At 46.4% G+C, this 19551-nt stretch carries 15 protein-coding genes and 1 CRISPR repeat array; of the genes, 4 read left to right on the forward strand and 11 right to left on the reverse strand.

The features are described 5' to 3' along the window. Positions 1 to 5 precede the first annotated feature (5 nt). Positions 6 to 1541 carry a lipopolysaccharide heptosyltransferase II gene (gene waaF, locus HZB61_05820; GenBank protein MBI5056113.1) on the reverse strand — a complete coding sequence of 512 codons (1536 nt, stop codon included), beginning with the start codon at positions 1539 to 1541 and terminating at the stop codon, positions 6 to 8. Between the two features lie 144 nt (positions 1542 to 1685). Here waaF and HZB61_05825 point away from each other — a divergent pair, with 144 nt between their 5' ends. The 3 genes from HZB61_05825 to HZB61_05835 all read left to right on the forward strand — a co-directional run bounded on the left by HZB61_05825 (position 1686) and on the right by HZB61_05835 (position 6642). Beyond that, positions 1686 to 3290, forward strand: coding sequence for a hypothetical protein (locus tag HZB61_05825; GenBank protein ID MBI5056114.1), 1605 nt, complete (start codon positions 1686 to 1688; stop codon positions 3288 to 3290). A gap of 53 nt (positions 3291 to 3343) precedes the next feature. Next, positions 3344 to 5155 (forward strand): PAS domain-containing protein, encoded by a 1812-nt coding sequence (locus tag HZB61_05830; protein MBI5056115.1) that lies wholly within the window; start codon positions 3344 to 3346, stop codon positions 5153 to 5155. Between the two features lie 71 nt (positions 5156 to 5226). Continuing rightward, positions 5227 to 6642 (forward strand): sigma-54-dependent Fis family transcriptional regulator, encoded by a 1416-nt coding sequence (locus HZB61_05835; protein ID MBI5056116.1) that lies wholly within the window; start codon positions 5227 to 5229, stop codon positions 6640 to 6642. A gap of 59 nt (positions 6643 to 6701) precedes the next feature. Next, positions 6702 to 7720: a CRISPR direct-repeat array (repeat unit 32 nt; unit sequence GTTTCAATCCACGCGCCCGCGCGGGGCGCGAC). A 296-nt stretch (positions 7721 to 8016) separates the two neighbouring features. Here HZB61_05835 and cas2 read toward each other — a convergent pair. The 10 genes from cas2 to HZB61_05885 form a co-directional block, all read right to left on the reverse strand. Then, entirely contained in the window at positions 8017 to 8304 is a 288-nt protein-coding gene (gene cas2, locus HZB61_05840; protein ID MBI5056117.1) for a CRISPR-associated endonuclease Cas2, read from the reverse strand. Between the two features lie 132 nt (positions 8305 to 8436). Beyond that, on the reverse strand, positions 8437 to 8787 hold the full coding sequence (locus HZB61_05845) for a four helix bundle protein (GenBank protein ID MBI5056118.1): 351 nt from the start codon (positions 8785 to 8787) through the stop codon (positions 8437 to 8439). A gap of 71 nt (positions 8788 to 8858) precedes the next feature. Further along, on the reverse strand, positions 8859 to 9890 hold the full coding sequence (cas1c, locus tag HZB61_05850; protein MBI5056119.1) for a type I-C CRISPR-associated endonuclease Cas1: 1032 nt from the start codon (positions 9888 to 9890) through the stop codon (positions 8859 to 8861). Beyond that, positions 9887 to 10534: a CRISPR-associated protein Cas4 gene (gene cas4, locus HZB61_05855; GenBank protein MBI5056120.1), complete on the reverse strand. Its 648-nt coding sequence runs from the start codon at positions 10532 to 10534 to the stop codon at positions 9887 to 9889. The genes cas1c and cas4 overlap by 4 nt, the downstream gene beginning before the upstream one ends. 7 nt (positions 10535 to 10541) lie before the next feature. Further along, on the reverse strand, positions 10542 to 11111 hold the full coding sequence (locus tag HZB61_05860) for a four helix bundle protein (GenBank protein MBI5056121.1): 570 nt from the start codon (positions 11109 to 11111) through the stop codon (positions 10542 to 10544). 35 nt (positions 11112 to 11146) lie between these two features. Further along, positions 11147 to 12121, reverse strand: coding sequence for a type I-C CRISPR-associated protein Cas7/Csd2 (gene cas7c / locus HZB61_05865; GenBank protein ID MBI5056122.1), 975 nt, complete (start codon positions 12119 to 12121; stop codon positions 11147 to 11149). A gap of 1 nt (position 12122) precedes the next feature. Next, positions 12123 to 13889, reverse strand: a complete 1767-nt coding sequence (gene cas8c, locus HZB61_05870; protein ID MBI5056123.1) for a type I-C CRISPR-associated protein Cas8c/Csd1 — start codon at positions 13887 to 13889, stop codon at positions 12123 to 12125. Further along, on the reverse strand, positions 13886 to 14650 hold the full coding sequence (cas5c, locus tag HZB61_05875) for a type I-C CRISPR-associated protein Cas5 (protein MBI5056124.1): 765 nt from the start codon (positions 14648 to 14650) through the stop codon (positions 13886 to 13888). Before cas5c ends, cas8c begins: the two co-directional genes overlap by 4 nt. A 13-nt stretch (positions 14651 to 14663) precedes the next feature. Continuing rightward, complete coding sequence (gene cas3 / locus HZB61_05880; protein MBI5056125.1) at positions 14664 to 16841, reverse strand: CRISPR-associated helicase Cas3'; 2178 nt, start codon at positions 16839 to 16841, stop codon at positions 14664 to 14666. 127 nt (positions 16842 to 16968) lie between these two features. Next, a complete protein-coding gene (locus HZB61_05885) occupies positions 16969 to 17496 on the reverse strand; it encodes an ORF6N domain-containing protein (protein ID MBI5056126.1) in 528 nt (175 codons plus the stop codon). Positions 17497 to 17689: 193 nt separating this feature from the next. Between HZB61_05885 and HZB61_05890 the strand changes: the two genes are divergently transcribed. Then, a complete protein-coding gene (locus tag HZB61_05890; GenBank protein ID MBI5056127.1) occupies positions 17690 to 19396 on the forward strand; it encodes a DUF885 domain-containing protein in 1707 nt (568 codons plus the stop codon). The last annotated feature ends 155 nt before the right edge of the window (positions 19397 to 19551 follow it).

A 19551-nucleotide genomic window follows, 5' to 3' on the forward strand; every position in this document is an offset into this window, starting at 1 on the left:
CGGGGTTACTCTTTTTCATTGTCCAATATCCATTGGACAGCGCGGGTCAGGTCTTTTGCAACGTATGCGGCGCAGGTGCTTTCAGGCTGTGAAGGTGATAATAAAATTCCCCTGGCCCCGATTTTCCAGGCTAACTGCACGTCCAACTCCTTGTCCCCGATCACATAGGAAGACCTTAGAGTTGTCCCGTGCCTGAGCCTTGCCATAAGGGGCATCATCGGCTCAGGTTTCCTGCAGGGGCAATGCTGATCAGGATGATGAGGGCAGTAGTAGAAATTATCTATCCCAAGCTCCTTTTGCAGGAAGGCGCTTAATTCAATCACAAATTTTTCATCTACAATTCCCCTAACAATCCCCGACTGATTGGTTACGCCGATCAGTTTAAAGCCGGAGTCTTTCAATTTCTGCAAACTCTCTTTCGCATCAGGGGAAATTACCACCTCATCAAAGCTGTTTAAATAATTCTTGTCTTCAATGATTGTTCCATCGCGGTCAAGAAAGACGGCGCTGCGCATCGGGAGGACTTCTTTTAATGAGGCGAATACGTCATCTGCGGAAATCTCCGCCATGCACTTCAGATGTCCTTCAGGACATTCTCTTTCCATGCAAGGTGAGCAAGAAAGGTCTTTTACAATAATCCTGTGTCCCTCCCCGAAAGGGCCGGTTGTCATTTTGTTAGTTGACCCGAATATTGCGACAACCGGAACAAAAAGAGCGGCGGCCATGTGCATGGGGCCTGAGTCATTGGTTATGAATGCATCACATTCTGAGATTAATGAGGCGAGCTGCCGCAAGGTGGTTTTTCCCGCCATGTTGAGTAAGGACGATTTGCGAATCGCCCCTACAGATGAAACAATCTCATCCGCAATCTCAACCTCTGATTTACTGCCGAATATTATGACCCTTCCGTTTACTTCATCAATGGTCCTGCGTATCACCTCCGCGAATCTTTCAGGCATCCACCTTTTTGCAGAGCCGTAAGTTGCGCCGGGATTAATGCCGATTAAAAGCCGGGGATTGGGGGTTGGGGATTGGGGATTAAAAAACACATCTCTCGCCCATTGTCTTTCTTCATCGGAGAGATAAATGTAAGGATGTGTCTCTTTTGTTTCAATGCCGATGGCTTTAAGAATGTTCAGATAGTAGTAGACCTGATGCTGTGAGAGGATGTCTATTGTTACGGGTATGGCCTTTGTCAGAAGGAACCCGCGGCCGTCCCTTTTGTAGCCTATCCGTTTAGGTATTCCCGCAAGCCAGGTAATTAAAGCGGCGTCAAATGCATTTTGAAAAAGTATCGCGATATCGAATCTTTCCTGCCGCAGTCGTTTAGCCAGCTTTAATTTTCCCGCGATGCCTTTATAACCTTCATCGTAGAGAATGACCTCATTGATGTCAGGATTCTCTTTATATATCTCGGAGACCCACGGCTTGACGAGCAGGCTTATGCGGGCATCAGGATATGCGCGGCGTATGGCCCTGATAGAAGGGGTGGTGAGGACCGCGTCCCCGATCCAGTTTACCCCGCGTATCAAAATTTTCATGCTACTAATATATCATCTTCGGCGTTTGAAGTTACAACGGCTTGAAATTTCCGGACAGGATACATAATAATTACTGCACGGGATTTAAGAGGGGACAGGCTTGAATCCGCATTTAATAACCAAAAAACCACGGGGGGACAAATCATGTCAAAAAGCATTGTTGTATTCGCACTGGCAGTGTCTGTTCTTGCATCATATTTTACGCCCGCAGCCGCTTATTCATATTACGGTGAATGGGAAGCGGCGGCAACCTTAAGTGTCGCGCGCTATCAATTCACAGGCGGCGTTATTAACGGGAAGATTTATGTTTTCGGGGGGAGAGGTTCATCAAATCTCAGATCGGTAGAAATGTATAATCCTGAAACTGATAAATGGAGTTCCCAGGAGAGCAATCAAACTGCCGTTGCAGAACTGTCCGGCGCGGTGGTGAATGATAAGCTTTATGTCTTTGGCGCGCTCAGCGGAAGCCCTTCCGCAATTCTTAACTTTGTTCAAGAGTACGATCCTGCAACCGATGCCTGGACTTTGAAAGCGGCTAAACCTGCTGCCGTGTCCTCAGCCCCGGCAGTTGTCTACAAAGGAGAGATCTATCTCTTCGGCGGGAAAAGCAATACTGTTCCTGAAACTTATTCTGATGTGGTAGAGGCTTACAATCCTTCCACGGACACATGGCGTCTTGTTGCTCACATGCCGATGCTTATAAATAATATGGCGGTTTCAGTCGCGGGACCAAAAGCTTACCTTATCGGGGGCATTGATCACATTAGCAATAACGCAGTGGTTGAGGTCATTGCCTATGATTTCGATTCAGACACCTGGACTACTTCAGGCATGGGAGCGCTATCTTTACCGCGAGGATTTCCATGCAGCAGCTCTGCGCCGGTCCTCGACGGGAAAATACATCTCATCGGCGGCTGGACCGCCGCAAAGTGGACTGGCCTGGCCGGTGCGGATATTGTGCCAACCGGCGATTTTCAAATATATGATACGGCAACTAACACATTCAGCACTGAAATCCCTCTGCCTTACCCTACTGTCGATCATATGGCCGTGTTTTTAAATAATGCATTTTATGTAATCGGCGGTAAAGCAAAGGACATTGAGATTAATCGGACCAACTCAGTCTGGAAACTCGATCTGCCATGTAATGACAAAGACGGCGACGGATACGGTGATCCTGGAGGGGACAATTGCGTTAACGGCCCTACCGTTGACTGTAATGACAATGACCCGGAAATCAGCCCGGCGGCAAAAGAAGGCCCGTTTGGTAATGCAACATGCAGTGATTCAATTGACAATAATTGTGACGGCGTGACAGATGAAAGCGATTTGGGCTGCGCAGAGGTTACTGGCAATGAAAGTCCCGGTGATGCCGGGGAAACTGCGGGCACCGGAGAAAGCACAAGCGGCAAAGACGGAAGAAGTGCTCCTAATGAAGGCCCCGGTGATTGTTTTATAGCCACGGCAGCCTATGGCAGTTACCTTGCTGATGAAGTGATGGAGTTGCGAGAGTTCAGGGACAAACACCTTTTGACAAATCCGCTTGGGCGGGCCTTTGTGATAGATTTCTATTACAGATATTCCCCGCCCGCTGCGGATTATATTTCACAGCATAAATCATTAAAGGCGGTCACGAGAGTGATGCTCACACCGGTTGTTTATTCAATCAAATACCCGTTTTTAACAGCAAGCATTTTGACAATATGCGGATTAGCGACGTTCAGGAGACACAGAAAAAACCAAGGGTGAACAATGACTCAAAGTAGGTTATAATAATACAAGCTTTTCAAAAGCAGCATGTCATGAATGACGAAAAGACCAGAGAGCAACTCGAAAAAGAATTAGCAGGAATGCGCAGGCGCATTTCCGAGCTTGAAAGCGACCACAGGCGCGCCGATCAACTTATCCTCCAGTCAATACTGAATTGGGAGGAGACCTTCAACAACATCACCGACATGATCACCATCCATGACAAAGACTACAACATCATCCACGCCAACAAAGCGGCGGAGAAAATCCTCGGTCTGTCTTTCTTAAACGGCGCAAAGGCAAAATGCTATAAACATTACCACGGTGAAGGCTCGCCCCCAACAGGCTGCCCCAGCTGCCAATGCCTAAAGACAGGAGAGCCTGTTATCTTTGAAAGATATGAGCCCCATCTAAAAAGGTACGTTGAGATAAGGGCCATGCCGCAGTTCGATAACAGTAATCAACTCATTGGCCTGATCCATATTGTCAGGGACATCACTGAAAGAAAACAGATGGAAGAGGCGCTGCGAAGGGCGCATGACGAATTAGAGATGCGCGTCAATGAGCGGACAGCGGAGCTGATGAACGCCTCATCGGAGATAATGACGGCCAATGAAGAGATGCTGAATGAGATCGCGGTCCGAGTGAAGGTCGAAAAAGCTTTGCGCGAGAGCGAGAGTAAATTCAAAAAACTCTCGCAGGAATTCAACGTCCTCCTGGACGCTATCCCGGACAATATCGTCCTGCTTTCACCCGAGCTGAAAATAATGTGGGCCAACAAAGCCGCCTCCTCGGAGCTTAGCTATGACAAATCTCATTCACGCAGGCAGTACTGTTACAGGATGTGTTCCAATTTCTCATCCAACCAGAAGAGCTGTCCCACGCTGATGAGTTTTATAACCGGCAGGGAAGAGAACGGCCAGGTATCATCTCCGGACGGAAGGTTTTTAGACGTCAGGGCCTTTCCGATTGCGGACGAGTCGGGAAAGGTAAAAAGCGTTATTGAGGTTGCAAGAGATATAACCGTCAGGGTGCGCATGGAAGAAGAGTCCCGGCTGATCCAGGCAAAGCTTATCCACGCCAACAAGATGACGTCGCTTGGCACACTCGTCTCAGGCGTGGCGCATGAGATAAATAACCCCAACACATTTATCAAATCCAACGCGCAGTTCATTGCCAAGACATGGAAGGACGTAGGCCGAGTCCTTGAGAAATTCTCCAAAAAGAACGGAGATTTTCTTGCGGCGGGACTGCCTTATTCCGAGGTGCAAAGGCTCATGCCCGAGGTGATCAAAGGGATCGATGACGGCTCCGTAAGAATACAGGAGATAGTGAACAACCTGAGAAATTTTGCCAAACCCGAAAAGGCAAACCTGGACGGGAAGGTCAATGTTAATGACATTGTGGTTGCGGCCAAGACCATTCTCAATAATCACATCAATAAGTGCACGGCAAAGTTTCAATTGATCTGCGGCAAGAATATCCCGTCGGTCAGAGGCAGCTCCCAGCAGATAGAACAGGTAGTAATTAATCTTATAATGAACTCGCTGGAATCACTGAAAGACAAGAGCTGCGGGGTCCGCGTGTCCACCTCTTACAATAAAAAATCGAAGTATGTAATAATCAGGGTCAAAGACGAGGGCGTGGGAATGACGAGAGATACCCTTGAGCGCATCACCGAGCCTTTCTTTACCACCAAGCTAGAAAGGGGAGGCACGGGATTGGGGCTTTCGATCTCATATGCCATTATCAAAGAGCACAGAGGGACGCTGGAATTTGAATCCGAATACAGGAAGGGCACAACTGCAACCGTCAAGCTTCCCGTGTATAATATAAGACAAAAAACAAAACCCGTCAGCGCTTAGCCGTAAGCCATCAACAGGCTTAGCATTAACTGAGCGCTGATCTCTGAAGTCTGATTGCAAAAGGTGTAAGAATGAATAACTCAACTTCACCGATACTTCTGGTAGACGACGAGCAGCAAATACTGTTCGGCTACAGCCTTATGCTCAGAAGCGCCGGGATTGAAAATATCCTGACGGTCAAAGACAGCCGCAAGGTCCTCCCTCTCCTCGCAAAACAAAATGTCGCGGCGATAGTCCTTGATCTGGTCATGCCGCACGTCTCAGGCATGGACCTGCTCTCTAAGATAAAACTGGAATTCCCCCATATCCCCATCATTGTCATGACCGCGATCAATGAACTGGAAAAGGCCGTGGAATGCATGAAGGCCGGGGCTGCGGATTATCTCGTCAAGCCCGTGGAGGAAAGCAGGTTTTTGTCCAGCCTGGAGAAGGTGCTTGAAATGGGCAACCTCATGAATGAGATATCCTCCCTCAAAAAACATCTTCTCACCGGGGAGCTGGAGCACCAGGAGTCGTTTGCGCCCGTCATTACGAAGAGCAAAAAGATGCTTGCAGTTTTTCATTACATAGAGGCGATAGCAAAGTCCCAGAAGCCCGTTCTCATTACCGGGGAGACCGGTGTGGGCAAAGAGCTCATCGCAAGAATCATACATGAGGTGAGCGGGCTGAAGGGGGCTCACATCGCGGTCAACGTAGCAGGACTTGACGATACGATGTTCTCGGATACATTGTTCGGCCATAAAAAAGGCGCCTTCACCGGCGCTGAAAAGGACAGGGAGGGGTTGATCGTCCGGGCGTCCGGAGGCACCCTGATGCTTGATGAAATAGGAGACCTGAATAAATCTTCTCAGGTAAAACTCCTGCGCCTTCTTGAGGAAAAGATCTACTATCCGCTCGGCTCCGATATGCCTGAAAAAAGCAACGCACGCGTCATCGGCTGCTCCAATCAGGACCTTGAGAAACAGATAGAGGAGGGACAGTTCCGTAAGGACCTGTACTACCGGCTCTGCTCCCATAATATTCAGATCCCTCCGCTTCGCGAGCGGCTTCAGGATATCCCTTTGCTGCTTGACCACTTCCTTGAGGAGTCATCGAAGTCCCTGAAGAAAAAAAGGCCCGAGGTCTCGCCGGAGTTGATAACCCTGCTGTCCAACTATAATTTCCCCGGCAATGTCAGGGAGCTCCAGGCAATGGTCCATGACGCGGTGGCGCAGCATGAATCAGGAAAACTCTCTCTTGAGAGCTTTAAGGGTTTTATGAAAAAGAAGGGCATATCTTCCCAGTCCCGCCTTATGCCTCTTGATGGAGACACTGTTTCCATGTTTGAGATCTTCGGACATTTCCCGACCTTAAAGGAAGTCGAAGACTATGTAATATCCGAGGCGATGAAATGCGCCCACAGCAACCAGGGAGGCGCGGCCTCACTCCTGGGCATAACCCGCCAGGCCCTTAACCAGCGGCTGAAAAAGAAAAACCATTCAGCATAAGTTTTCCAGTTTCGCAATGCGTGACAGGAGCCTGTTATATATGTTGCGATAAAAGGATGGTTTCAATCCACGCGCCCGCGCGGGGCGCGACGCGCGGCGATCCGCAAGCAGGTATCGTCAGAAGGTTTCAATCCACGCGCCCGCGCGGGGCGCGACGTTGTCTTAACTATCGACAACACTGCGCTGTGTGGTTTCAATCCACGCGCCCGCGCGGGGCGCGACCTTGGAATAGCTCCGCCGTCTCTTTGTAATATTGTGTTTCAATCCACGCGCCCGCGCGGGGCGCGACAAAAAATCGGAGCGAATGGTTTTAAAGTATCGAGTTTCAATCCACGCGCCCGCGCGGGGCGCGACGAGCGTTTGTAAAAATAACACTTCCAAGCGGAAATGTTTCAATCCACGCGCCCGCGCGGGGCGCGACGGCCGGGATATTAGCCGGTTATCACGGCGGCTACGTTTCAATCCACGCGCCCGCGCGGGGCGCGACGCAAGTCTCAAAAAGATAGGGAAGTCCTATCTTGTTTCAATCCACGCGCCCGCGCGGGGCGCGACCCAGAGATAGCAAAGGCACTTGGAGACGCTTTTGGTTTCAATCCACGCGCCCGCGCGGGGCGCGACTCGCTAAAGACCGTAAAAACGGCACATATGATAAGTTTCAATCCACGCGCCCGCGCGGGGCGCGACTCGCTAAAGACCGTAAAAACGGCACATATGATAAGTTTCAATCCACGCGCCCGCGCGGGGCGCGACAATTGACAATCCCCGCTCAACTATGATATAAGAGTTTCAATCCACGCGCCCGCGCGGGGCGCGACTCTTACATTAACCCATGCCTAATATGACAATTGTTTCAATCCACGCGCCCGCGCGGGGCGCGACAAAAAGGGAGGGAAGACGAAATGACGAACAATGGGTTTCAATCCACGCGCCCGCGCGGGGCGCGACCAATAAACCTAACCCTTTAATTTTATTGATAGTCGTTTCAATCCACGCGCCCGCGCGGGGCGCGACTAAGAAACTCAACATCCTGCAACCCAAACGTATCAGTTTCAATCCACGCGCCCGCGCGGGGCGCGACTGTTCTTTTACAACTCTACGAAATTAATAATCAAATCATTAGCTATTTGCGAACCTACTGTTTTTATTCCCGCAAACATCTTGTTGTCAAGGATCATTTTACAGACTGTTATATTTTATAAACCAAATTTTACTTATGCGAACCCATGCGGAAATGTATGTAAGCATGAGGTTCGCAGATAAAAGAAACCACTGAGGGCACAGAGATGTTTTCTATCATTAATAAATCTCCTGTGTAACTATTTCTTCTCTCACTATCAATATGTTCCTCCGTGATCTCTGTGGTTAATTATTTTTTCAAATAATCAATGGCCCATCCTGCTCTATCCCGGCCTTTGCTCCTACGTGCTCAACACGATGCTTCCAGTTGGAGCCGAGATAATAAAACCTCAGGCTGTCCGTCTCAGGATCAATCTCTGAAATCAATCTCTCTTTCAGCATCGTCCACTGAGCCGGATCGACAATACATTCAAATACGGAGTACTGGACCCTCTGCCCGAAATCCTGACAGGCACGTGCCACCCGGCGCAAGCGGCGCTGTCCGCGTTTTTCCGTTGCGACATCATAGCTCACAAGCACAAACATTTTCCCTCCAACTAAGGCACAGAGGCACAAAGGCACTAAGTAAAAAGGAGAAGAAGGTGTAAACTTTAATCAAGTGCACGAAATCTTTTTTTCATCTTTCCTTTGTGCCTTTGCCCCTTTGTACCTAAGTAATTACCCTACTTTTTTAATTAAGCTACACAGCATTCTTTCTATCTCCCTACTCTGTTCATAAATCTTTTCAAAAGTATCTTTTGATAGATACCCTAAATTCAAGCAAATCTCCAGTTGAGTTTGTAATTCATATAAAGAGCCAATTGCTATCTGTAAAAAACGAGAGTAATCGTTTGTAGAATGTCTGCCATATCCTTCTGCAATATTGCTTGGTATTGATACTGCACTCCTTCTTATTTGCGATACCAATCCATAGAGTTCTTCTTTAGGGAACAATCTTGTTATCGAATAAACTTCGGTTACCAATGCCATCGATTTTTGCCATACAAAAAGGTCCCTATAGTTTCTCATTTCCTCTCGCTTGCCCTCTTTCTTTGTGCCTTTGTCCCTTCTTTATTCCCTCTGTGGTATATTTTTGATTCTTACTTCCATACAAACGGCGGATATGCGTCCATGTCGCCGCGCAGATACCTTGCCATGAGCAATGCCTGCGTGTGAAACAGCAGTCCGATTGTGACCTTCTCTTTCAGGAAAGGATGCATTATCTCATCTTGCTTACGTGTCTGGTATGTAACCAGCACGGTCTTTCTTGTATCGTCGTCCATCAACACAGCCCCTGACTCTTTCCTGTCAAATCCCTTGCCCTGCACCTGGCAAAGATTTATCAATGAAAGAGTGAGGCGGTCTGCAAGGAACGGCCTGAATTCCTCCATCATATCCAGAGCAAGTCCGTATCTGCCGGGACGGTCCCTGTGCAGAAATCCCACGGCCGGATCAAGCCCTACAGTTTCTAAGGCAGAGCGGATGTCGTGCATTACAATCGTATACAAAAACGACAGCAGGCAATTTACATTGTCCAGCGGCGGACGGCGGTTGCGTTCGCAAAATTTGAAATCCTCTTTCTGCGCTGTGATCAAATGATCAAATACGCCGAAATAAGTATTTGCCGATTCACCTTCGATTCCTCGCAGGACTTCCAAATCTGACTCCTTCTGCAATCCTCTCAAAGCGCTGTCGAATTTATTGACCGCCCTTGTGATTTCGCCGGTATCAATCTTTTCAGGATGATCGCGCAATACACGCGAAAGAACTGTGCGGCAGTTGGCGATCTTACCGGTCAATATTGCCTTTGCAATTTCTACTGATGATTTGCAATCATCTGCGCGGCGGTACTGTTCACGTCTGAGCAAAACATTGCCTGACACCGGCCCCTGGACCTTTGCAAGGAACCTACCGTTCTCCGTGAGAAAACTGATTGCCACTCCATTCTCAGCGCAGAAGCCCATGAGAAACGGACTGCATGATACCTGTCCAAAACACACAATCCCGCCAAGCGTATGAACAGGCACACGCAGGCGGACTTCGTCATCTGCCTTGACGACTACAGTTTCACCTTCTTTAAGTAAGTACGATCCCTGCGTTGTGATAAATAATGTGTTGAGATGTTTTTTCATTCTTCGATCATCCTCGCCAAATAATTACACGCCTTCTTACTCACCTTCGGCAAGCATAGCTCAACCAGCGAACACTTCCTGCACTTTGCCGAATAAACAGGCGAAGGAGTAATGCCGGATGCAATAAACTCATGTAATCGCATCGCCGCGTCCTCCGTCTCCTTCCTCAATGTGCTGTCAAATTTCACATCATATCTGTGGCGCGTCTGACCGTAAAATAAAGCACCCTCCGGTATCTCAACGTCCATCATCTCCTCAAGGCAAATCGCCTGAGCGCAAAGCTGGATCTTATCACAGTCATCCAGCTTGGGCTTGCCGCGCTTATACTCCACTGGAAAAGGCCGCCATGTCCTGTCGTCTCTTTTGTGAAACTCCACCACATCAGCCTTGCCGATTAATCCAAGCCGGAGAGAACGCATCGGCACGCCATACTCAATGCGAATCTTCCCTCTTGATTCACGATTTGCGGTATCAACTTTCTCATGCATGATCTTTCCTTCAGCAGTCAGTACGTTTTCAGACCACAACTGCTCAATATGGATCAACGCGCACTGCCGCTCGCAGAAGACAAGATGCTGCAAAGCAGAAAGCTGAATTAAGTCTTCTTCTGAAAAAGCATAGGTCTTATGAGTTGTATAAGACATATACGACCTATTTCTTTATTCTGCGCGCCTGCGAACGCGCAGAATAAAGCCTCTCCGTAAAACCACCCTCTTTCAAAAAATCTTTCTCCAAAGCTCTCAACTGCTGGTCCAGTAGGTAGTTTGTCTGATGGACCAGGCAGATAAGAGTATTCGCCGCCATTTCCGGCGAATACTCGATAGAAGTCTTATAGGTCATATAAGACCTATTCTTGCTGTGCGCGAGCTTGCGCACAACAAGCGCTTGCTCATGCTCTTTCCCCCAGAGCGACAGCCCTCGCTGCCGCAAGAAATCCTCATAATCGAGCAGCAGTTCTTCAAGGCTCGCTCTCGCTACGCCGATTAGTTTCAGCTCGGTTTTCTTGGATGTGCCTGACGCCATACTGCCCTCGGCGATGTTCTGTTTGCTGCTTCTCGCCGCCTGCACCATCTGGTCATGAGTGCGTGAACGGCGGTCAATGAAGCGGTCACAGAATACTACCGTGGCGTCATAAACAATCTCCGACATTTTGTAAGACTGGAGATCGCGGTAGCCGCCATGCGGCGGGATGAGTTGCGGGATATTTTTCTGGTTAGTCATTTGGTGTTGTCCCCTCTTTCTTTATTAGATTGTCTTTAAAACACCTTCTCTTCCGGCCATTCTTGAACATCAATCCCCGACGTAAGATTGTTCCTATCTACAGTAATCGTATAATCATCTTTCCCTCTCGGCAGTTCTGCATTTTTCGTAACTTTCACACGCTCAAACAGTCTGCCTGACAGTTCTTTACCTAAATGATGGTTGTGATTAAATATGACCAGCTTTCTTGGGTTCATTTCTCCTCTGGCAGCCGCATGGTCATTTTCAAAAGCATTTATAAGAGACTCCCATAGAAGTTTTAGATCATCCTGGGAAAATCCGGTCTTTTTTGCATCAACAGCAGAAATAAATCCATGCATGCGGTAAAGTGCATAAGGGACAGTAGCTTTTCTTCCGAAGGTCGATGCAAATTCACGGTCATTTTTAAGCTGGTCATCTCTTTCTTTCTCAGTAGTAACGCAACACCTCGTTATGGAATGTTCAGCCTGATAAATGCGATCTTCTGACCGCGCAAAGGTAAATTGCACGGGACCCCGGACAGTGCCAGCCCCTCTTACTTTATCTTTCTTTTGTTTCTTACCTTTAGCTGCATCATCTCCTTCTTCTTCGGCGGCTTCACCGCTTTCTTTCTCCCCTGTGCTTAACACCGCGCCAAATGTCCTGATATCCCAATAATCATCACAGAGTTTTGTACGCTTCTCAGATGCTGTGTTGCCTGGGGCCTTTCCGATGATTGCATTTAAATAACTATCCGCGCTATTGATATCTCTTTGTCTGATGAAAATGTCATAACGCTTTTCAGGAATGGTTTTCCCATCTTCATCTTTTACCTTTTTTAAAGCAACATAATTCCTGACCTTCCTCTTAATACAAACATCTGTAACCAATCCATGCTGATCCTCTGCATCTGCCCTGGGCAAGTTGACCTGATCGGGGTCGCCATTGGGATTGCCGTCTTTTACATCAAAGAAAAAAACAAAATCATACCGACTCTTTACTATCTCGCTCATGTTATTTCTCCTCCTTGTTTTCTTTTGATTTATTCCCGCTAAATTGTAATTGCCTCTGATGATAATATCCGATTGCAAATTGGCCTTGTTGCTCCAGTGAAAAAGTAGCCGGGAAGCTATGAATATCAACATCTTTACATAACGCCTGACACTCCTTGTCCAAAGTAACAGCAAGCCCGGGTTTTTCGCTTTTCAACTTGGTGAAATGCTTTGAATTCAGGTTGAATAATCTCCCGAATGCGGATGCGGGCGAGGTCATGGCGTATGTAAAATACCTCTCCCGGATTCCGGCGTTCACATTCCCTAAAGCAGCATATTGGATACTCTCCAGTTTTGCAAAAATCTGCCCGCAGACATAGGCCACCGGCCTATCGCCCTCTTGAATCATTTCTGTAATCATAAAATCACCCCCTTTATTGTGTCTGTTTAAAATGAGTTTGATTAAAGCCGCCCGTTCAGCAGTGACCCCGTCTAAACGTGCGCGCTGAAGAACCTTTGTCAATATCCATAACGGCGGCGATGTATTCTTTAATGCCGTGTTCCATAAATGAGCAGCCACTCTTGCCAATGATGTATCGTCTTTATCGTTTTTACCGTCCTTGTTTTTCCTCTGACAGCTTCGTGCCAGTTCATACAGCCGGGCATAATGTGTTTGAGTCTTCTTGAAATCCTTGTCGTATTCGTCAATTGCAATATCCTGAAACCACTTCGCTATGGATTTTCGAAAATCAAACAGGCTCGTTTCAATCCAGTCACGTACAGCAATACGCGCCGCAGAGCCTGAAAGCGTACATGAATAAAACTGGTCAGCTTCAAGATAACGGCTGTCTCTTTCTGTACCGGATGCCACTGATTCAATCAGCCTCGCTACATCATCAGAATTGGGCTCTTCAAGGTAGTCTATTTCTTCCAGTTTCTCATTCTTTCGAGTCCAGAACACCATCGCCGTGTCCGACCCGAAATTCTTACGATTTGTATAGCGAAACTCTTTTTTCCCTTTACCTTTCTTGTTTTTTGGAGGAGCTTCGTAGTCGTTTTTTAAAAGCCAGTTCAATCCTTCAACATAAGTCTTGGCGCAGTTGGCACATATAGCTGAATTTTCGTTACCCTCTAACCCATATGACTCAAATGCCGTATCATTATAAGAAACAAGGGCGCTTCCACTTGACTTTCCATCTGGAACTTTCTTAATCATGCCGTGCGGCTCATCTTCAACCGGATAGTCACTCTTGCTGCAAACAGAACAGTTCTTCTTGGGGACATCTTTCTTAATTGTTTCATATTCTGCAATCATTTTCTGTCTAACTTCGTGTTTTTCATGAATGCGAATGTCCTCCGTTTGAATTCGAAATCCTATATTGCCCTTTCTGTTTTTCTCATCAGGTATTTGTATAGTGAATTCTTGCATCGCCTTTTCGATACCGTTCTTTCTATTCTCTCCATAGAAACTTAGAACCGGTTTCAAGTCTGCCAATTCGCCATACTGTTTAAGTTTATCCAAAAACAACTGATACTTCTTTGATGAGTTAGCTCCATAACAAAGCAATTCTTCTGCTTTGTCCAGTAATAAACGAGCCTTGCCTTTCTTTGAGTTTAGAGTTTCAGTTATCGTCATCTTCTTTTCAAACAGCACGAATTTGCAAAAATTTCCATTGTCATCAATGACAAGATCAATCGAAACAGGTTCTTCTTTGAGTGCAACATGATTCCATTCTCCATATTTTTGCTCACAGACTGGCTTTCCAAACTCGCTCAACTCTTTAATCATAATGACGCCTCTCTTTCTTCCCGCTGATTAAACTCGTAGATCAAGGCAGAGGTTTCACTGTCTGTGGGCGGTTGGACATGACTGGACTGCATCATCTTGTCATTTTCAGGAACTTCGCAGTTCAAAACGCCGTTTCGTACAGCTACATCATGGAAGAACAAGGGTTCCGGTTTGCCATTGTTATAGAATATGTCGAACAGCATGCTGCCAACAGGAATTGTTTCATTTATCGGTTGCTCAATCCCATCCGGCTCCATAAACTCGGCGGAGAACTCACGCACACCAAGATACGGCCTGCGCCAACACTGGCCTCTTTTAACACGGCGGATAAACATTCCGTCATTATCAGCGTCAACTCCTTTTCTTCCAATATATTTTTCAGGCCTGTTTCTATCAGATGCTTGCTTTTGATAAATTGACGCCTCAATGATGTAAGCCACTTCCCTTAAAACCACGCTGTTACGTTGAACTCGGTTCTTCGGCTTCCCAGAATCAAGAACTTCATCAACAACGATCGGGGTCACGTTCTGTTTGAACTTTATTTCGTTGCGCTTGATTGTGGCAAATCGAACAGGTTTCAAGACAATTATTCTCCTGACATACCACTGAAATTCCGGCTTCCACAAGATAGAATCAAGAATACCCCTCGCTGCCGATGGCGTCATGCATGGATATGTCATGCGTTCAACCTTCAAATCCGGTCTTGTGAAACACGCGAAATCGCCCTTTACTTTGACCTTTACAACTCGATCATCGAGCATATACACCTCCTGATTAAAGAATCAATTTATCAGTATCTATTGGCGCTACGGAAATACCTGTTTCACTGTCATAGTTCCCGTACCACACCTTAAAACCTTGCGGCATTGTTTTACACATAGAACCATTCTGGAAAATGAAATGCCTGTACACCTGTACCGTATACATTTGCATTTTCCGGTAGTCGTCTCTTGATAAGAACTCCTTGTATTCGAGTGAATGTAACAACTGCCTGCTCTCATCGCTGTAGTTATAGACAAACAATCCTTCGGTGGCATTCTCAATTATATGATAAGCATCGTTTACAGTTTCAAAATTAAATTGCCTTCTTGCTTCGTTTATATTGTACTTGTCAGGGTCAACATAGAGCCGTACTACTTGAGCATAATATTCATTAAACATCCTATGGCCATGTAATTGGTTTATGTCTTGTTTAATCAGCTCTTCTGCATGGCCTGCGCAGGCGGCGTATGTTTTATTCGGCATACCGCTGTCCTGCAACTTAAACAGAAATACTTTTCCACCCAACTCACCTAAACTTCCTTCACGATTGCAACGGCCTGCTGATTGAATAACAGCTTCAAGCGGCGCCATAGCACGAAATACCACAGGAAAATCAAAATCAACACCCGCTTCAATAAGCTGAGTGGAAACCACCAATATTTTCTTCTTTGCGTCCAGTGCATCTCTGACTTTTTTAATCACAGCTTTTCGATGCGAGGGACACATCGACGTTGATAAATGATATTTCTCTTTCCAATTCCCCTGTTCCTGAGTGCAATTATAAAACTCTAACACAGCCTTCTTCGTGTTGAATATTACAAGAGTAGAGTCACCTGTTTGTACAATAGCCTTAAGCAACCTGTTGTAATCAATCGGTATTAAATCGTTCAACAAGTTATACTCAACGCGCTTTGTTTTGTCATAAAGTGCAGCAGGGTCGTCAATTAGAGGACAAATTTCACTTATGCCGTCAAAGCCTTGTCTCTTTTCAAAAGCAGGTTGCGTAGCTGTGCAGAATAGAAAAGAAGTCTTCATAACGGCTTGAACATCTTTAAGCATTTGGAGTGTCGGCAATATTACTTCTTTTGGAATTGCCTGAACCTCGTCAAATATCACGACAGATTCCGCTATATTATGAACCTTGCGGCATTGGGACGGTCTGTTGCTGAACAGCGATTCAAAGAATTGAACGGTTGTCGTTACAATAACGGGATAATCCCAATTCTCACATGCAAGTTTTTTACGTTCCTCGATGGGAGAACAACTGCCCATCAAATTATGACCGTTGTGGTCATTCTCATTGTAGGCAGAATGATGCTCAAGTACCAATTCCTCGCCAAAAATGCTTTTCAGAATCTGGGCAGTCTGATCTATGATGTTTATGTAAGGAAGGACTATTATTATTCGCTTCAACACATTCTTTTTTGCATGGCGTAACGCCCATGCCATAGAAGTCAGTGTCTTACCCATGCCGGTTGGAAGAGCTAATGAATAAAATCCGCACGGCATATCCGCTTTCTGAATGGCCTGATTACGGGCGTCATTTCTCAATTGATTGATTTCACCATCTATTGACTTCTTTAAGAATTCCTCTTCAAGTTTGCTTATCATCGTGTCCGTCGACAAGACAGCGCCGACACGCATATCAAACTTGCCCTGATCAAAATGCTCTTCCGTTGAGAGCCAATCGCTGTCGGTAAGTGCGCTAAAAAGATATCTGATAAAAATTTCACGCTGTGACTTACCAGTAAACGACAATGAATCAGGATTCTTAATATCTGCCTCATTAACCCCTGCATCATCCAGAAAATTTCTTGTAATATTTTCAAAGCCAGAGACTTCGCCCCGCTTGAACGGTTCCGTATCACTCTTCCATGCCGAATTGTCTGGCAACCCCTTATGATGCCCGTCAATCGCAATTGACGCCTCAATAATTCTATGGAGTCGAGCATACCCGGCACCCCACGCTGCATGAGGAACGCTTCCTCGCTTTCCTCCGTTTTCAAGATAATTCTGAAAGTCAGGCTGATATTTGCCGAAGTCATGGAGTAAGCCTGCTATCTTAAAAATTTCTTTGTAGTCAACTTTACGTGCAAAGGATTCCGCGAACTTCGCCGTTTGGCGCAGATGTTTTAATAAACTATGTTTTTCTTTACGACTATTTTCTGAATGCGCGTAATATTCAGTCATTTATTCCCTTCCACGCCAGTCATCAACCGGCTTTCCTTCAATGCTGTGCGCGTAGAATGTTTTCATTGGAATAACCCCTCACCCTAACCCTCTCCGCAGGGGGAGAGGGGATAATGTTTGCTTATCGTTATCCCTCTTTTTCCCTCTTAAACCCGATCTTCTTTTTCTTCGTCTCCAGCGGGACCATCAACTGCCTTATCGCGTCAAAGATTACTTTAATTTCCCCATCATGCTTTTCCATCTTCTGCTCAAGCTGCGCCAGCTTATAGGCAAGCTCTTTGTTTGTTGAGAGCATTTCTTTCAATTTAACAAAAGCCCTCATGACAGCGATATTCACCTGGATTGCCCGTTCGCTGTTCAATACACTTGAGAGCATAGCAACGCCTTGTTCCGTGAAAGCATATGGCGTATATCTGCGACCGCCTTTGCCGGCTTTTGAGATCACAAATTGTGATCTCAAAGTTGCAATCTCTTGATAATTCAACTGAAACATAAAATCGGCTGGAAATCGTCCAATGTTTCTTTTGACAGCTTGAATAAGTGTTCTCGTCTCTACTCCATAAAGTTGAGCGAGATCGCTGTCGAGCATAACCTTCTGTCCCCTTATAAGCAGAATCCTTCTTTCGATTACTTCCAACGGCACTATTGCCTGCATCTTGTCCCCTCCTGATTCAAAAAAATTAATGACGTATTTTATCTCTCAATAAATATTTTTGCCAAGAAATTTCACGCCAGAAGAAATTCAGACACAACAGGACCAAATTGGTCCGGCAAAGCTTTTCTCACGAAAAAAATCTGCTACAATGTTACATGCGCCGAAAGACCTGCGCAGGAATCGGAGAAATTAAATGAACGACAAAAACGAAGAATTGCAGGATTATCTCAAAGACTACTGGGAACACATATTAAAGACGCATCCAACTTTTGCGACTTATATCGGGGACCACCAGTATGATGACGCGCTTGAAGACCTGTCGGAGGAGGCGATCACCGGGCAGGTCAATTATTTTAAAAGCCTTTCGACGAAGATCGGAGATATCGATGAAGCTCTTTTGACTCCGGAGAATAGACTGGACCGCAAGCTTATTCAGACGACCCTCGAAAATCATATCAGGATGTATGATTTCAAAACTCATTACATCCCCCTGGACCAGATGACCGGGCCGCACATCGATTTTCCCCAGTTGATTGAGTTTCATCCATTCAACACCCGGAAGGACGCTGAAAATTATATTGCGAGACTGAACGCCTTTCCGCGCCTGATAGACCAGGTAATTGAAAATCTGCAAAAAGGTATAGCGCATAAAATTACGGCTTTTAAAAAGGTCATGGAGCTTACAGCGGGACAGGTTGAGACTTTCACGAAATTTACACCTGAAGGCCACCCGATGTTTTCGCCTGTCACGAAACTGAAAGAGGGATTTTCAGAGCAGGATAAAGAGGAGATTGGGAAATTGGTAAGAGAAGCGCTTTCCTTGCGCGTGACACCTGCTTACGCAAAACTGCTTGATTATCTGAAGAAGGAATACATGGAACACTGCAGGGAAAAAGAAGGCCTCTGGGCGCTGCCGGACGGAATTGATATGTACAGATTTTTTGTGCGGTATCACATAACCTCGGACCTTTCCCCGGAAGAGATCCATGAAACCGGCAGGAGAGAGGTTGAAAGAATAACATCGGACATCAAAAAGCTTATGCAGAAAACCGGCTTCAGCGGGAGCATGAGGGAGTTCGCTGATTATGTGAAGGAGAGGAAGGAGCTTAATTTCAGCAGCAGGCAGGAGATACTTGATGTCTACAGGGAGATTTTATCCCGGATGGACAAGAAGCTGCCTGAATATTTCGGGAGACTGCCAAGGGCAAGGTACGACATTAAAGAGATCGAGCAATACAGGGAGCAGTCTGCCCCAGCAGCGTATTACTATCCGCCCCCGCGTGATTTTTCAAGGCCCGGTTATTTTTACGCCAACACTTACAATCCTGAGCAGAGGCCCAGATTCATTACAGAAGCGTTGTCTTTTCACGAGGCTGTTCCGGGGCATCACCTCCAGATAGCGATAATGCAGGAGAGGGAAGACCTGCCGGAGTTCAGGAAATACGAAGGCTCGACCGCTTTTATCGAAGGGTGGGCGTTATACGCAGAGAAGCTTTCCAGGGAGATGGGTTTTTATCAGGACGATTTCTCCGAATACGGAAGACTCAACTTTGAGATATGGCGCGCCGTCAGACTGGTGGTGGATACAGGCATCCACTTTTTTAAATGGGGCCGTGATGAGGCGATAAGATACTGCATGGAAAACTCCGGCGAGGAAGAGCATGAAATAGAGGTGGAGGTAGACCGCTACATTGCCATGCCGGGACAGGCGCTCGCGTACAAGATAGGCGAACTGAAAATACTTGAGATCAGGGAAAAGGCAAGGACGGCCCTCGGCGCAAGGTTTGACATCAAAGAGTTCCATGACAGGCTCCTTGAAAACGGGGCCCTTCCTTTGTACGCTCTTGAAAGTGTAATGAATGCGTGGACGGGGAACCGAGTTGTTAACCTCTTTATTTAGATGCCTTTTTTTCATGTTAGCTAAAGTTCAAAAGTGCACACTTTAAGAATTAAAAGTGCACACCTTCAAGGTCCTTGTTTTTGACGTTCTGAACGTCGAGCAAATTTCCGTTGCACCAGAATCTGACCTCAGACAATGTATTATTCAGTGGATAA

The sequence above is a fragment of the Nitrospirota bacterium genome, from assembly GCA_016214845.1.
Taxonomy (GTDB): Bacteria; Nitrospirota; Thermodesulfovibrionia; order UBA6902; family UBA6902; genus SURF-23.

What these genes read in the sequence shown, in the direction of transcription:
- cas8c (MBI5056123.1), bottom strand. Translation starts at nt 13,889, where the DNA reads ATGATTAAAGAGTTGAGCGAGTTTGGAAAGCCAGTCTGTGAGCAAAAA.
- cas5c (MBI5056124.1), bottom strand. Translation starts at nt 14,650, where the DNA reads ATGCTCGATGATCGAGTTGTAAAGGTCAAAGTAAAGGGCGATTTCGCG.
- HZB61_05825 (MBI5056114.1), top strand. Translation starts at nt 1,686, where the DNA reads ATGTCAAAAAGCATTGTTGTATTCGCACTGGCAGTGTCTGTTCTTGCA.
- HZB61_05835 (MBI5056116.1), top strand. Translation starts at nt 5,227, where the DNA reads ATGAATAACTCAACTTCACCGATACTTCTGGTAGACGACGAGCAGCAA.
- HZB61_05890 (MBI5056127.1), top strand. Translation starts at nt 17,690, where the DNA reads ATGAACGACAAAAACGAAGAATTGCAGGATTATCTCAAAGACTACTGG.
- waaF (MBI5056113.1), bottom strand. Translation starts at nt 1,541, where the DNA reads ATGAAAATTTTGATACGCGGGGTAAACTGGATCGGGGACGCGGTCCTC.
- cas1c (MBI5056119.1), bottom strand. Translation starts at nt 9,890, where the DNA reads ATGAAAAAACATCTCAACACATTATTTATCACAACGCAGGGATCGTAC.
- HZB61_05830 (MBI5056115.1), top strand. Translation starts at nt 3,344, where the DNA reads ATGAATGACGAAAAGACCAGAGAGCAACTCGAAAAAGAATTAGCAGGA.
- cas2 (MBI5056117.1), bottom strand. Translation starts at nt 8,304, where the DNA reads ATGTTTGTGCTTGTGAGCTATGATGTCGCAACGGAAAAACGCGGACAG.
- cas3 (MBI5056125.1), bottom strand. Translation starts at nt 16,841, where the DNA reads ATGACTGAATATTACGCGCATTCAGAAAATAGTCGTAAAGAAAAACAT.
- HZB61_05845 (MBI5056118.1), bottom strand. Translation starts at nt 8,787, where the DNA reads ATGAGAAACTATAGGGACCTTTTTGTATGGCAAAAATCGATGGCATTG.
- HZB61_05860 (MBI5056121.1), bottom strand. Translation starts at nt 11,111, where the DNA reads ATGACTAACCAGAAAAATATCCCGCAACTCATCCCGCCGCATGGCGGC.
- cas4 (MBI5056120.1), bottom strand. Translation starts at nt 10,534, where the DNA reads ATGTCTTATACAACTCATAAGACCTATGCTTTTTCAGAAGAAGACTTA.
- cas7c (MBI5056122.1), bottom strand. Translation starts at nt 12,121, where the DNA reads ATGAGCGAGATAGTAAAGAGTCGGTATGATTTTGTTTTTTTCTTTGAT.
- HZB61_05885 (MBI5056126.1), bottom strand. Translation starts at nt 17,496, where the DNA reads ATGCAGGCAATAGTGCCGTTGGAAGTAATCGAAAGAAGGATTCTGCTT.